The organism is uncultured Comamonas sp. (assembly GCF_964277875.1).
GTDB lineage: Bacteria > Pseudomonadota > Gammaproteobacteria > Burkholderiales > Burkholderiaceae_C > Comamonas > Comamonas sediminis.
In genome coordinates, this window is sequence record NZ_CAXYJV010000041.1 from 213,509 (window position 1) to 226,126 (window position 12,618).

Below are 12,618 nucleotides of genomic sequence, written 5' to 3' on the forward strand. Positions count from 1 at the left end.
CGCTCCAGCCCGGCCTTCAGAAATCTGCCGCCAGCCGGCAGTCCAGCCATTGGCCGGTCACCGGGTGGGCAAAGCCCAGCTGCTGCGCCTGCAGCAGCAGGCGCGGTGCCATGGCCTGCACCGCTGCGCTGGCATACAGGCCGTCGCCCAGCATCGCATGGCCGATGGCCTGCATATGCAGGCGCAGCTGGTGTGTGCGGCCGGTCAGTGGCTCCAGCCAGAGGCGGGTGCAGCCGGCGGGAATGGTTGGCAGCGCGGCTGCCTCGTCTGCGGCCATCGCCCGCCACCAGGTCTGGCTGGGCTTGCCAATCTCCCAATCGACACGCTGCAAGGGGCGGCGCTCCCAGTCGGTGATCAGCGGCAGGTCCACCAGGCTCCAGGCGTGGCCATCCTGCGGCATCGCGGCATGCAGCGCATGGCCGGGTGCCAGAGGCTGTGCAGCAGGGCTGCCGCAGACGACGGCGGCATAGCGCTTGCGTACCGTGCGGGCCGCAAAGGCATCACCCAGCGCACGCTGCACGGCCAGGCTGCGCGCCATCACCACCAGGCCCGAGGTGGGCTGGTCCAGCCGGTGCACCACCAGCGCATCGGGCCACTGCCGCTGGGCCCGTGCGCTCAGGCAGTCCTGCTTGTCTTCTCCGCGGCCAGGCACGCACAACAGGCCCGATGGCTTGTTCAGCACCAGCAGGTGCTCGTCGATGTAATCGGGAATCAGCATGGCAGCAGCGCAAAAAGGCGGCGGAGAAATGCGCAGGATTTTACGTGCTGCAGCCTAGGTGACAGCGCGCCGTGCACGTGGCGAGCGGCTGCCTGTACTGTATGCCTCGTCATAAGCAGCAGGCATTTGCTCATGCAGCCCGCGCGCAGTGCGGGTTGCTACGATGCCCTTTGCCGCGCACAAGCGCTATAAAAACGGATGCATGCCGGTGGTGCCATGCGCAGCATCGTCTGCGTGCCGCCACTGGCCATATCACAAGGAGACCCAATGCTAGGCCTGATGCAAAAGCAGCAACTGCTGACCTCCAACCTGCTGGAGTTTGCGGAGCGTTACCACCGCGATACCGAAATCGTCTCCCGCCGTGTCGAAGGTGACATCCACCGCTACACCTATGCCGACTTTGCGCAGCGCTCGCGGCAGCTGGCCCAGACCCTGGATGGCATGGGCCTGGCCGCAGGCACGCGCGTGGCGAGCCTGGCCTGGAATGGCTACCGCCATATGGAGCTGTACTACGGCGTGGGCGGCTCGGGCCGGGTCATCCATACCTTGAACCCCCGCCTGCATCCTGACCAGGTGGTCTGGATCGTCAACCATGCCGAGGACGAGGTGCTGTGCTTTGACAGCTGCTTCCTGCCGATCGTGCAGGCCATCCACGAGCGCTGCCCCACGGTGCGCCAATGGGTGGCGCTGTGCGATGCCGACAAGTTACCCGCCGATGCCGGCATTCCGGGCCTGGTCGCCTACGAGGCCTGGATTGCCGGCGCCGATGGCGCCTACCAGTGGCCCGAGTTTGACGAAAACACCGCCTGCGGCATGTGCTACACCAGCGGCACCACCGGCAACCCCAAGGCCGTGCTGTACTCGCACCGCAGCACCGTATTGCACGCCTATGGCGCCTCGCTGCCCGATGTGATGGATATTTCCTCGCGCGATGTGGTGCTGCCGGTCGTGCCGATGTTCCACGTCAACGCCTGGGGCCTGCCGTTCTCCGGGCCGCTCAATGGCGCCAAGCTGGTGTTTCCCGGCCCGGCGCTGGATGGTCCCTCGGTGTACGCGCTGATGGAGGCGGAGAAGGTGACGTTTGCCGCCGGCGTGCCCACTGTCTGGCAGATGCTGCTGAGCCATGTGCAAAGCCAGGGCCTGCGCTTTGGCAGCCTGCAGCGCACCATCATTGGCGGTTCGGCCTGCCCGCCGGCGATGATCAAGACCTTCCAGGACGACTATGGCGTCACCGTGCTGCATGCCTGGGGAATGACCGAACTCAGCCCGCTGGGGACCGTGTGCACCTTGAAGCACAAGCACCTGGCGCTGCCGGCCGACACCCAGGCGCAGCTGCTGGCCAAGCAGGGCCGGGTCATCTTTGGTGTGGACATGCGGATTGTGGGGGACGATGGCCAGGACCAGCCCTGGGACGGCAAGACCTATGGCGACCTGCTGGTGCGCGGCCCCTGGGTGGTGGCGGACTACTACCGCAGCGAGGGCGCGTCGCCGCTGGTGGCCGATGCGAAGGGCCGCGACTGGTTCCCCACCGGTGACGTGGCCACCATCGATGCCGATGGCTTCATGCAGATCACCGACCGCAGCAAGGACGTGATCAAGTCCGGCGGTGAATGGATCAGCTCCATCGACATCGAGAACATTGCGATGGCCCACCCGGCCGTCGCCATGGCCGCCTGCGTGGGCATGCCCCACCCCAAGTGGGACGAGCGGCCAGTGGTGTTTGTTGCGCTCAAGAAGGATGCCGCCGTCAGCGAAGCAGACTTGCTGGCCTTCTACCAGGGAAAAATGGCCAAGTGGCAGATTCCCGATGCGGTGGTGTTTGTCGATGCGATCCCGCTGGGCGCCACCGGCAAGATGCTCAAGACCCGGCTGCGCGAGCAGTTCAAGGACTATGCGCTGCCGGCCTGAGAGCCTCCATTTGATCCATTTCTTCAGGCATACCAGGAGGCCTTTGCATGACCCGCAAGATTGGGCAATTATTTGATTTGACCGGCAAGACGGCACTGATCACCGGCGGCTCGCGCGGCCTGGGGCTGCAGCTGGCCCATGCGCTGGGCGAGGCCGGCGCCAAGGTGGTGCTGAGCAGCCGCAAGGCCCACGAGCTGGAGGCGGCCGTGGCCGAACTCGGTGGCGCCGGTATCGATGCGCGCTGGGTGGCGGCCGACTGTGCGGTGGACAGCGAGATCGAGCGCCTGGCGCAAGAGGTGCTGGAGCGCGTCGGTGATGTGGACATTCTGGTCAACAACGCCGGTGCCAGCTGGGGCGCGCCGGCCGAAGACCATCCTGCTGCCGCCTGGGACAAGGTGATGAACCTGAATGTGCGCGGCTATTTTCTGCTGTCGCAGCAGCTGGCCAAGCGCAGCATGATCCCGCGCCGCCAGGGCGCCATCATCAACCTGGCCTCGATTGCCGGGCTGGGCGGCAACCCGGCAGCGATGAAGACCATTGCCTACAACACCAGCAAGGGCGCCGTGATCAACTTCACCCGGGCGCTGGCGGCCGAATGGGGGCACTACGGCATCCGCGTCAATGCGCTGGCGCCGGGCTTTTTCCGCACCAAGATGGCCACTGGCCTGATCGACCAGATCGGCGAGGATGCGATGACTGCCGGCGTGCCGCTGGGGCGCCTGGGCGGGGATGATGATTTGAAGGGTGCTGCCGTGCTGCTGGCCAGCGACGCCGGCAAGCACATCACCGGCCAGTGCCTGGCCGTCGATGGCGGGGTCAGCATCGTCACTGCAGGCTGATTCAGGCTGGCTGACCGAGTAGATTGACGGGCTGCCTGCAAAAGGCAGCCCGCCTTCGTTGGATCAGCTGTGGTCCGTCTGCGCCAGGTAGAACCACTCGCGGTTCACGGCGGCATCGGCCTGCGGGAAGATCACGCAGCCATCGAACGGCGCCAGAATCTGGCTGCCATCGGCGCGCGTGGCCAGCAGGTCGCCCTTGCGGAAAGGGTCAAAGTTCTGCCAGTCCTGTTGCATGCGGTCGTCGGCGCTTTGGCGCATGAACACCTGCCGCATATGGTGGGTGGTGTACTGGGCAACGGGCTCGACGGTCACATCGGCCATCTCCAGCAGGTTCAGCACGCCAGCGATGCAGCGGTCGGCGACCTCGATGGCCTGCGGCTCTTCGTGCGAGCCCGATTCCACGGTGATCGCATAGCCGCCCCGGCTGCGCATGAACTCATTGGTGCCGATGCCATGCTCTGGGCGAAGCGCGCCGCCGCTCGCCTTCACGGCTTGCTCATAGACCTCCAGCCAGCCTTGCACGATGACCGGCAGGCCCACGGCCTTGGCAAAGGCTTCTTCTTCCTGCTGGCGGGCAAAGGGCTCGAGGTTGCCCGTGTTGTTGAGCGGCCCGGTCATCGCAAAGGGCTGGCCGTCGCCGCTGTACGAGTGCAGGTCGAGCAGTGCGTCATGGCTCTCGAGCAACGGAGCCAGCGCATTGACCATGTGGTCTTCAAAGTTCTGCGGCTCGGCCTGCGGCACAAAGTTGCGGTTGAGGTTGCGGTCGCCTTCGCGCTCGTTCTTGATGAAGGCCTTGGGATTGGCGACGGGCACCATCGTCAACCGCCCGCGCTTGAGGCGCACCTGGCCCGATTCAAAGCGCTCGATCCAGCGGTGGATCGCATGCGTGCCGCTTTGTTCATTGCCATGCACGGCGCCAAAGATCAACAGGGACGGGCCCGGCACAGCCGATGCCCAGCCGTAGCTGCGCAACGCGGCAGGCTGATCGGCAGAGGGGCTGTGGTCCAGTTGGGGGATGTGGAAGCGAGAGACAGTCATTGCAGTTTTCCGGTGTGATGGCATGCCAGCCCGGGCCACTGCATCACAAGCCTTGCATCCCGCCGGGGACTGTCGCACCAGAGCAGGGCGCAAGGTTTATACCCACAACCGTGGGGCAGGGGGCGGCGTGTGCCATTGGCACCTGCTCGCAGGTGCCAGCAGCCATCCTACCGCATCGGGGGCTGCAAGCGGCCGGTTCTGCTATCAATTTTGATAACCATGGCAACTGTTACCTCGTCAGCCCGGTGCCCCACGCAGCTAAAAAGACAAAGGCTGCCGAAGCAGCCTCTGCACAGGGGCGTGGGCCACTGGGCCCCCACGCTTATGCGCGGCGGGTGAACACCAGATCCCAGACACCATGGCCCAGACGCAGTCCCCGGTTCTCGAACTTGGTCAGCGGGCGGTATTCCGGCTGCGGCGCGTAGCCGTCGGCGGTGTTCTTCAGGTCGGGGTTGGCCGACAGCACCTCGAGCATCTGCTCGGCATAGGGCTGCCAGTCGGTCGCGCAGTGGATATAGCCACCGGGCTTCAAGTGGGCCACCAGCTGGGCCACAAAGGGCGACTGGATCAGGCGGCGCTTGTTGTGCTTTTTCTTGTGCCAGGGATCGGGGAAGAACACATGGATGCCGTCCAGCGAGCCTGGCTGCAGCATGTTCTCCAGCACTTCCACCGCGTCGTGCTGGAAGATGCGGATATTGGTGATGTCCTGCTCGCCAATGCGCTTGAGCAGCGCGCCCACACCCGGCTCATGCACTTCGCAGCACAGGAAATTGTCTTCCGGGCGAACGCGGGCAATGTGCGCCGTGGCCTCGCCCATGCCAAAGCCGATTTCCAGAATCACCTTGGCCTGGCGGCCAAAGGCGGCTTCGGCGTTGAAGGCCTCACCGGTGTAGGGCAGCACATAGCGGGTGCCCAAGGTCTCAAAGGCCTTGGCCTGGCCGGTCGTGGTGCGGCCCGCACGGCGCACATAGGAGCGGATGGTCTTGGGATGGGCGACATCCGCAGGCGCATGGCCGGGGGCACTGCTGGCATCGCGTGCGTTGGTAATGATGGGCTCGGGCACGGGGCCGGCAGCAGGCGTCGAAGAAGATTGCATGGTCATGGAGGTGCCGCTCAGCACAAGCGGCAGGGTGGCGCTTGCCCGGCAAGGGGCGCTCGGCCGCGTCAAAAAAGGGGCTATTGTAGATTTTTCCAGTCTGCAATGGCAAAACCGTGGGCAATCGGTGTGCGTGCAGCTGGCCTGGCGACTGCCATCTCGCTGCCTATAATGCCTTTTTCACAAAGTGAAGTCTGTCGTGATTGCAGGTCTGTATGCGACAGGAAACTCGGGTGGCGGCTTGCGGCTTGCGCCAGGCGGCGTGGCTCGCCCCATGGGTTCCGGTATGGGCCTGCCAGTTGCGCCAGCATCCGGAGCAGCATGGACATTCTTTCGTCGTTGGAGCCGATTGTGCGCGAGCTTATCGCGCCGGCGGCCGCGCATACCGATAGCCAGGCGGTCTACCCGCGCCAGGCGCTGCAGGCCTTGGGCAGCCAGGGGCTGCTGGGCCTGATCAGCGCCGCTGATGTGGGCGGCATGGGCGCAGGCCTGCCCGAAGCGGTACAGGTGGTGGAGCGCATTGCCCAGGACTGTCCCTGCACGGCCATGGTGCTGACCATGCACTACTGCGGCGTGGCGCTGATCGAGCCCTTTGCTGCCGAAGACACCCGGCGCGCCATTGCGCAGGGCCGCCACATCACCACGCTGGCGGTGTCGGAGACCGGCTCGCGCAGCCATATCTGGGCCCCAACGGGTACTGCCGAAGCGCAGGGCCCGAGCGCGGTGCTGCTCAATGCCCACAAAAGCATGATTACCTCGGCCGGGGAGGCCGATTCCTATGTCTGGATCTCGCGGGCGAGCACCGGTGAGGGCAATACGCTGTGGCTGGTGGACAGCCGCCTGCCCGGGCTGCAGATTCCCGCGCGCTTTGATGGCATGGGGCTGCGCGGCAATGCCTCGTCTCCGATCATCGCCCAGGATGTGGCCGTGCCGCTGTCCTGCCGTTTGGGCGAGGATGGCCGGGGCGAAGACGTCAAGGCCCGCTACCTGATGCCGTATTTTCCGACCTTGATCGCCACCACGTCGGTTGGCCTGATGCAAGGCGTGCTGCGCCGCGCGCTGCAGCATGTGGCCCACACCCGCTTTGCCGAAAACGGCAGCGGCCTGGCCGACCTGCCCACCATTCGCGCCTACCTGGCCAAGGCCCAGCTCAAGGCCGACCAGGCCCGCCTGCTGCGCGATGACGCCGTGCAGGCGGTGCTGGCCGGGCGCCCCGATGCCAAGACCCGGTTGCTGCAATGCAAGGCCGCTGCGGCCGAGGCGGCGCTGGAAGTGAGCGATACGGCCATGCGTGTCTGCGGCGGCGCCGCCTTCCGCAAGGACCTGGGCATTGAGCGGCTGTTCCGCGATGCCCGCGCTGCTTCGGTGATGGCCCCCACCACCGATGTGATCTATGACCTGCTGGGCAAGGCGCTGTGCGAGGCCGCCGCCTGAGCCCTTTGTGTTCCACCTACCTGAGATAGACATCTATGACCGCTTCCTACACCACCCTCCGACTCGGCGCTGTGGCCTATGCGCCCAAGGTCATCACGATCTGGGAAGGCTTCAAGGCCCACTTCATCGAGCAGGGCCTGTACTTTGACTATGTGCTGTATTCCAACTACGAGTCGCTCACCGAGGCACTGATCGACGGCCGTGTGCAGCTGGCCTGGAACTCGCCGCTGGCCTTTGTGCGTGCCGAGCTGATGGCCCGGGCCGCCGGCCAGCAGGTGCGGTCCATCGCGATGCGCGACACCGACATGGATGTGCAGTCGCTGCTGGTGGTGCGCGCAGACAGCCCGGCCCAGACCCTGACTGACCTGCGCGGCCAGACCCTGGGCTTTGGCGCGATAGATTCGCCCCAGGCCACCTTGATTCCACTGGACCACCTGCGCCAACAGGGCATGCTGGCCGGCCGGGATTTTCAGGCGCGCCGTTTTGATGTGCTGGGCGGCAAGCATGGTGACCATATCGGTGGCGAGCGCCTGGCGGCCAAGGCCATGGTGGCGGGGGAGATTGCGGCGTCCTGGATGGTAGCCAAGAACTACCTGGCCTTTGCCGCTGAAGGCACCTTGCCCGCAGGCGCCACGCGCGTGCTCGACACCTCGCAGCCTTTTGACCACTGCAATATGACGGCGGGCCCCAGCATCAGCGCTGCCGATGCGGCGCGCTTTACCGAGATCCTGCTGGCCATGTCCTGGGACGACCCGCTGATCCGCCCGTTGCTGGAGTTGGAAGGCCTCAAGGTCTGGCACCCAGGCCGAGCGTCCGGCTATGCGCCGTTGTCCCGTGCGGTGCGCGACGAGCGCTTCTACGATGACGCGGGCCGCATCCTGGCGGCGGACTACCGGTATTGACGCCCATGGAAAAACCGTCCGCACCGTCCTGCGGCGCTGGCAGCGAACGCCAGGCCGACCTCGCCAGCCTGCCGCTGGTGGATTTGGGCCGGCTGGGCTTTGATGCCGGTGCGCACCTGCTGGTCAAGCACGGCCTGGCCGCCGTCGCCGTGGGCGAGTCCATCCGGGTCAGCGGCCAGGCGCCAGGCTGGCAGGCGCAGTTGGCGGCCTGGTGCCAGGCCCAGGGCCATGCGCTGCAAACGCCGCCGGGCTGGCTGCGGCAGCCGGCCTTGCTGGTGCTGCGCGGCAACGCGCAAGCCGGCCGGTGGCGCCATGCTGCGGTGGCAGGCCACAGCGATGCCAGCCAACCCGGTGCGGTCGCCGCACAGGCCAACCCGGCCTGGGGCTTGGCGGCGCGCGGCGCAGCGGTGGAGGCCGGGGCGCCGGCCTTTGCCTTTCGCCTGCAGGAGAAGGCCGAGTTCTGGACCGACCAGGCCGGGGACCTGTATGCCCAGGCCGTGGCTGCACAGTGGAATGCCGACACCGATATCGACTGGGCGCATGCGCCCGAGCCTCCGGCAGTGATCGAGGACGCGATCGTGCAGGTGATGACCTATATGGTCGAGAACGAAAATGCGGCGCTGATCGTGCCGGCGCGCTTCTTGGGCGAGCTGCATCCGCATTACCGCGAGCTGCAGGCGGCGCTGGCGATCCAGGTGGCCGACGAGGCCCGCCATATCGATGTGTTCACCCGCCGCATTCGCCGCCATGGACGTGAACCGGCGCTCTCCACCGCAGGCGGCCAGGCATCGCTGCAAAGCTTGCTGGCGGAAAAGGATTTTTCAGTGGCGGGCTTTTTGCTGTCGGTGCTGGGCGAGGGCAGCTTTGTCAATCTGCTGCAGTTCTTGCAGACCTATGCGCCCGATCCGCTGACCCGCCAGATCTGCCGCCTGGCCGCCCGCGATGAGGCGCGCCATGTGGCGCTGGGCATGTCGCACCTGCTGCACCGCCTGAAGCTCGAGCCGGATTTTCGCCACCGGCTGGCCCAGGCGGTGGAAGCACGCCATGATGCGCTGGCCGGGACATCGGGCTTGAACGAAGAGGTGTTTGATGCACTGATCCTGGTGGGCGCCGGGGCCTTCTCCGCCGATGCGCTGGCGCTGGGCAGCCAGCGCGTGCAGCAGCTGATGCAGGACATGGCCGATGGCCGCTACACCAAGCTGGTGCGGCTGGGCTTTGAGCGCGGCCATGCGCAGGAGCTGGCCTCCTTGCACACGCGCAATTTCATGTAGGGGCCAGATGGCGGCGCGCCCATTGCGCCGTCCAGCCGGCCAGCGCATCGGGGATGCTGCTGGCCTGGCCCGCCTGGAGCCCCAGGTGCTGGGCCGACTGGCGCAGCACGGCGATGCGCTGCTCGGCGCTGTCCACCACGACGGCTGGCGCGCCGTATTGTTTGGAGAGTTTTTCACCATCGGCCTGCAGCACCAACGGCGTGTGCATATAGCGCGGCGCAGGCAGGCCCAGCGCGCGCTGCAGCAACAGCTGGCGCGGCGTGTTGTCGGCCAGGTCGGCGCCGCGCACCACATCGCTGATGCCTTGCGCGGCGTCATCGACCACCACGGCCAGCTGGTAGGCCCAGAGGCCATCGGCGCGCTGCACCAGAAAATCGCCGACGCTGGCAGCCACATCCTGCTGCAGCGGGCCCAGCCAGCGGTCTTGCCACAGCAGCTGCTGGTCGCTGTGCAGTACCGGGTGTTCGAGCGTCGGCAACAGGTCGTCTTCGGCCGCTACGGCGCTGGCATGCTGCTGGAAGCGCTGCGCATGGAAGCGCCAGCTGCGGCCGGTCTTGCCATGCAGGCCATCGCGGCAGGTGCCCGGGTACGGGCGCTCGCCGTGGCGCTCATGCACATGGCCCTGCGCGGCGAGCGCGGCATCCATGTCACGGCGGGTGCAGGCGCAGGGGTAGGCCCAGCCTGCTGCCTGTAGCTGCGCCAGTGCGGCGGCATAAAGGCCATGGCGGGCGGATTGCCATTGCGGCGGCGCATCGGGAACCAGCTGCAGCGCATGGAGCTGGCGCAATATTTCTCGGTCCATGCCCGGTGGGCAGCGGGGCGGATCGATGTCTTCTATCCGCAGCAACCAGGTGCCGCCATGGGCGCGGGCATCGAGCCAGGACGCCAGGGCCGCCACCAAGGAGCCCGCATGCAGCGGGCCGGTGGGCGAGGGGGCAAAACGGCCGGTGTAAACGCGAGAGCTCATGGGTCAGCCAGTGTAATGCCGCTGGCACGCGCGCGAAGCCGTTGCCCCTATCGGCAACGGCTGAGGATGTCGTAATAGAAGAAGCGCCCGGCAGGCTGCCGGGCGCGCGCTGCGCTTATTCGCCGAGCACGGCCAGCGCGAGTTCCAGGCCGGAGACAAAGGCGTCTTCGACTCGGTAGCCCAGGCACCAGTCGCCGCACAGGCCAATGGCGCTCTTGGCGTTCCACAGATGGCTGCGGGCTTGGCCCTTCGCATCCTTGGGCAGGGGGTTGATGGTCTTGGCATAGCCCCATTGCACAACGCGGATGTCGCTGGGCGTGGCGCGGATGCGGGTCAATTCGGAGAAGGCCTGCAGCATCTTGGCGGCGACGCGCTGGGGCTCGTCGTTCTCATGCTTGCGCGCCCAGTCGGGGCTGGCCTGCACGGTCCAGCGCTCGACCTTGCCGCGGCCGGGCTTGGACGACTCACGCGAGAGCCAGGTGATGCGGGGGTGTTCGGTGCGCGCGGCATTCCACTGCGGGCCCATCGTGGTGATGCTCGGATCGACCGCATGGGCAAAGGTCAGCAGCAGGGTCCAGCTGGGGGCGATGTAGACATCGGGCAGCTGCCAGTCAGCGGGCACATGGGTTTCGCTGTCGGCCAGCAGCTCCTGGGCTTCGGGTGACGGAATGGCCAGCACGACGCCGTCAAGGCCGGCGTAGACGTGGACGCCGCCGTCGACGTCTTCGGTGCGCAACTGCCACTGGCTGGGGTTGAGTGCATCGCGCTCAAAAGCCAGTGCATATTCATTGAGGCGAACGGTCAGCGGCGCGGACCAGGACGCGAGCAGACTGTCCATCGTGGGGACGCCCACTAGATGGGCCTCCATGCCGCGCTGAGTGGTCACGGCGACCTTGCCGGTCGCATCCAGGGTGCGGATGGCATTGACGCTCCATTGGCGGGTGACATCGGGGGTGGTGTCCAGCGCCAATTGGAAGCGCGGGTCGCGCACCGTGAAGAACTGGGCGCCGACATCGAAGCTGCCATGCGCGCTGTGGCGGCTGGCCATGCGGCCACCCACCTGGGGTTGGGCTTCGATCACGGTGACCTGGTGGCCCGCCTGCTGCAAGGTGCGTGCGCAGACGACGCCCGCCATGCCGGCGCCTACCACGGCATAGTGCTTGCGGGTGGCCAGAACAATATGGGAAGAGGAGGCTGATCGTTTGGGTTTGGGGGGAATGCGAGAAGACATGAAAGACTTTCTGTACTGTTTCGACAAACGATAAGGCATCACAGATGGCTGCAGGTGCAGCGGCATCTGGAGAACCACTCTACACGGTGTGCATGCCCATTTTGCTCAGGATTTATCCCACATAGTGATTGCTCAGCAAAGAAGTGCGTGTGGCCTCGGACTGCAACTGGTCGAGCCACCACTGCAAAGCCTTGCCGGGATTGGTGCCGCGCCAGGCGTAGCGCAGCTTGATCTTGCGGGGGGGACGCATCAGTTCGCGCTCCACCAACTGGCCGCTGCGCAGATAGGGCATGGTCATGTTGTCTGGCAGAAAACCGCCTCCGATGCCGCGCAGCTGCGCCTGCAGCTTGGCCTGCATGGTGTCGACGGTCAGCACATCCTGGCCGTTGAGCACGCCGATCGTCTGGCCATTTCCGCTGCGGGAGGAATCGGCCACGGCGATGATGCGGTGCTGGCGCAGCACCTCGTCGCTGATGGGTTGCAACTCGTCGGCCAGGCGGTGGTGCGGGGCGACGACATAGCGGAAGGTGATCTCGCCCAGGTCCAGCTGCTGCAGGCCGGCGACGTGCGATGCATCGACGGCAATGCCGATGGCCAGATCGGCGCGGCCCGAGCTGAGGGCTTCCAAGGTACCGGCCAGGATGGAGTCGGTGATCTTGAGCCTGGTGGGCGGCGCGATCGTGTAGAAGCCCTCGATCAGCTCCAGCAGGGTGGTGCGCGATATCACCCCGTCGACGGCAATGCGCAGCTCGGGCTCCCAGCCGGTAGCGACGCGGCGCACGCGGTTGGCAACGGCATCCACTTCCGACAGCAGGCGCGCGCCTTCGCGCAGCAGCTCCTGGCCAGCCTCGGTGGGCCTGGCCTGGCGCGCGCTGCGGTCAAACAGCAGCACATCCAGGGCATCCTCGACCTGGCGGATACGGTAGGTGAGCGCGCTGGGCACCAGACCCAGCTGGCGTGCTGCAGCGGCAAAGCTGCCGGAGTCCGCCACCAGCTGGAGCAAGGCCAGGGTATCGGGGGTGAGGACATCACGGTCACGCAACAAGGCCATTTTGACGGTTCTTTCCTACATGCAGCCCTGGGCAGATCGGTAAATCTTCGCTGCTGAGGCCGGCTTGATTCAGGCTTGACGAGATCGTGGATACGTTCTGGAAAAAGCCCATCAGATTTTTTGAATGATGCCATCAAAACCGCTGCCCCGCAGGCAGATGCTG

General features: G+C 66.1%; 11 protein-coding genes. 5 read left to right on the forward strand and 6 right to left on the reverse strand.

The window, feature by feature from the left end; all coding sequences use genetic code 11:
- Positions 1-16: 16 nt before the first annotated feature.
- The gene (locus tag ACHWUQ_RS16480) at positions 17-718 is read right to left on the reverse strand and encodes a pseudouridine synthase (protein WP_394681784.1); all 702 of its coding nucleotides are present in this window, start codon (positions 716-718) and stop codon (positions 17-19) included.
- Positions 719-985: 267 nt separating this feature from the next.
- On the opposite strand from ACHWUQ_RS16480, the gene ACHWUQ_RS16485 reads away from it, so the two are divergent.
- Together ACHWUQ_RS16485 and ACHWUQ_RS16490 are read left to right on the forward strand one after the other, a co-directional pair.
- Positions 986-2,626 (forward strand): 3-(methylthio)propionyl-CoA ligase, encoded by a 1,641-nt coding sequence (locus ACHWUQ_RS16485; protein WP_394681785.1) that lies wholly within the window; start codon positions 986-988, stop codon positions 2,624-2,626.
- A 47-nt stretch (positions 2,627-2,673) separates the two neighbouring features.
- Positions 2,674-3,465 carry an SDR family oxidoreductase gene (locus ACHWUQ_RS16490; protein WP_312457707.1) on the forward strand — a complete coding sequence of 264 codons (792 nt, stop codon included), beginning with the start codon at positions 2,674-2,676 and terminating at the stop codon, positions 3,463-3,465.
- A gap of 63 nt (positions 3,466-3,528) precedes the next feature.
- On the opposite strand, the gene ACHWUQ_RS16495 is transcribed toward ACHWUQ_RS16490, so the two are convergent.
- Positions 3,529-4,503, reverse strand: a complete 975-nt coding sequence (locus ACHWUQ_RS16495; protein WP_394681786.1) for a succinylglutamate desuccinylase/aspartoacylase family protein — start codon at positions 4,501-4,503, stop codon at positions 3,529-3,531.
- A gap of 322 nt (positions 4,504-4,825) precedes the next feature.
- A complete protein-coding gene (gene trmB / locus ACHWUQ_RS16500; protein ID WP_394681787.1) occupies positions 4,826-5,599 on the reverse strand; it encodes a tRNA (guanosine(46)-N7)-methyltransferase TrmB in 774 nt (257 codons plus the stop codon).
- 321 nt (positions 5,600-5,920) lie between these two features.
- Here trmB and ACHWUQ_RS16505 point away from each other — a divergent pair, with 321 nt between their 5' ends.
- The 3 genes from ACHWUQ_RS16505 to ACHWUQ_RS16515 are packed head-to-tail and all read left to right on the forward strand — an operon-like array spanning position 5,921 to position 9,206.
- Positions 5,921-7,033 (forward strand): acyl-CoA dehydrogenase family protein, encoded by a 1,113-nt coding sequence (locus tag ACHWUQ_RS16505; protein WP_394681788.1) that lies wholly within the window; start codon positions 5,921-5,923, stop codon positions 7,031-7,033.
- Positions 7,034-7,068: 35 nt separating this feature from the next.
- Positions 7,069-7,935 carry a phosphate/phosphite/phosphonate ABC transporter substrate-binding protein gene (locus ACHWUQ_RS16510; RefSeq protein ID WP_394681789.1) on the forward strand — a complete coding sequence of 289 codons (867 nt, stop codon included), beginning with the start codon at positions 7,069-7,071 and terminating at the stop codon, positions 7,933-7,935.
- A gap of 5 nt (positions 7,936-7,940) precedes the next feature.
- Entirely contained in the window at positions 7,941-9,206 is a 1,266-nt protein-coding gene (locus ACHWUQ_RS16515) for a ferritin-like domain-containing protein (RefSeq protein ID WP_394681790.1), read from the forward strand.
- Here ACHWUQ_RS16515 and gluQRS read toward each other — a convergent pair.
- From gluQRS to ACHWUQ_RS16530, 3 genes are all read right to left on the reverse strand, one after another.
- Complete coding sequence (gluQRS, locus tag ACHWUQ_RS16520) at positions 9,199-10,173, reverse strand: tRNA glutamyl-Q(34) synthetase GluQRS (protein WP_394681791.1); 975 nt, start codon at positions 10,171-10,173, stop codon at positions 9,199-9,201. The genes ACHWUQ_RS16515 and gluQRS overlap by 8 nt on opposite strands.
- A gap of 115 nt (positions 10,174-10,288) precedes the next feature.
- A complete protein-coding gene (locus ACHWUQ_RS16525; RefSeq protein ID WP_312457785.1) occupies positions 10,289-11,404 on the reverse strand; it encodes an FAD-dependent oxidoreductase in 1,116 nt (371 codons plus the stop codon).
- Positions 11,405-11,516: 112 nt separating this feature from the next.
- Positions 11,517-12,449, reverse strand: coding sequence for a LysR family transcriptional regulator (locus tag ACHWUQ_RS16530; protein WP_312835841.1), 933 nt, complete (start codon positions 12,447-12,449; stop codon positions 11,517-11,519).
- Positions 12,450-12,618: the final 169 nt, after the last annotated feature.

Coding starts and splice junctions, on each gene's coding strand:
- ACHWUQ_RS16480 (WP_394681784.1), bottom strand. CDS start 718: ATGCTGATTCCCGATTACATCGACGAGCACCTGCTGGTGCTGAACAAG.
- ACHWUQ_RS16485 (WP_394681785.1), top strand. CDS start 986: ATGCTAGGCCTGATGCAAAAGCAGCAACTGCTGACCTCCAACCTGCTG.
- ACHWUQ_RS16490 (WP_312457707.1), top strand. CDS start 2,674: ATGACCCGCAAGATTGGGCAATTATTTGATTTGACCGGCAAGACGGCA.
- ACHWUQ_RS16495 (WP_394681786.1), bottom strand. CDS start 4,503: ATGACTGTCTCTCGCTTCCACATCCCCCAACTGGACCACAGCCCCTCT.
- trmB (WP_394681787.1), bottom strand. CDS start 5,599: ATGCAATCTTCTTCGACGCCTGCTGCCGGCCCCGTGCCCGAGCCCATC.
- ACHWUQ_RS16505 (WP_394681788.1), top strand. CDS start 5,921: ATGGACATTCTTTCGTCGTTGGAGCCGATTGTGCGCGAGCTTATCGCG.
- ACHWUQ_RS16510 (WP_394681789.1), top strand. CDS start 7,069: ATGACCGCTTCCTACACCACCCTCCGACTCGGCGCTGTGGCCTATGCG.
- ACHWUQ_RS16515 (WP_394681790.1), top strand. CDS start 7,941: ATGGAAAAACCGTCCGCACCGTCCTGCGGCGCTGGCAGCGAACGCCAG.
- gluQRS (WP_394681791.1), bottom strand. CDS start 10,173: ATGAGCTCTCGCGTTTACACCGGCCGTTTTGCCCCCTCGCCCACCGGC.
- ACHWUQ_RS16525 (WP_312457785.1), bottom strand. CDS start 11,404: ATGTCTTCTCGCATTCCCCCCAAACCCAAACGATCAGCCTCCTCTTCC.